We start from the raw sequence: 836 nt of genomic DNA, 5'->3' as shown, positions 1-836 counted from the left end.
CTATACGTACAGCGCGTTTTTATTATGGATGAAGCAGAGCAGTTCCTGCCTCTCTACCTTCGTTTTGTAAAAGGTATTGTTGATACGCGTGATTTAAGTTTGAACGTTTCTCGTGAAATTCTTCAAAGCGATAAGACTGTTGATAGCTTGCGTACAGCACTGACTAAGCGTGTGCTTGATACTCTGACCAAAATGGCCAAGAACGATGCTGAGAAATATCAATCATTCTGGGATGAGTTTGGCCAGGTAATTAAAGAAGGTATTGGCGAAGATCTTTCTAATAAAGAAAAACTTGCTAAGTTACTTCGCTTCGCGACGACAAACGGCGACAGCGCTCAGAACGTATCGCTTGATGATTACGTGTCTCGCATGCAAGAGAGCCAAGACAAGATTTACTATATCTCGGCAGAAAGTCATGCGGCAGGTATTTCTAGCCCACATATGGAAATCTTCCGTAAGAAGGGTATTGAGGTTCTAGTGCTAAGCGATCGCATTGATGGCTGGATGATCTCTTACCTGTCTGATTTTGAAGGTAAGCATCTTCAAGACATCACTAAGGGCGAGCTTGACCTCGGTGAGATCGAAGCAGAAGAAGACAAGAAGCAACAGGAAGAAGCGAATAAGACATACGAAGCATTGGTTAAACAGATCAAAGAGCTACTTGAAGATAAAGTAGATGAAGTTCGTATGACGAATCGTTTGACTGACAGCCCAGCATGTTTGGTTGCTGGTGCGCATGATATGGATGCGCAGATGAAAAAGATCATGGAAGCTGCAGGACAACCTGTACCTGAAAGCAAGCCAAGTTTTGAATTGAACCCAGAGCATCCTCTTGT

General features: G+C 43.3%; 1 pseudogene. It reads left to right on the top strand.

The annotated features are described in order from the left end of the window. Positions 1-836: pseudogene (locus tag A3738_RS09435) on the top strand (molecular chaperone HtpG); the annotation flags it as partial.

It is taken from the genome of Oleiphilus sp. HI0066 (assembly GCF_001635725.1).
This window is presented reverse-complemented; position numbering and strand designations above follow the sequence as displayed.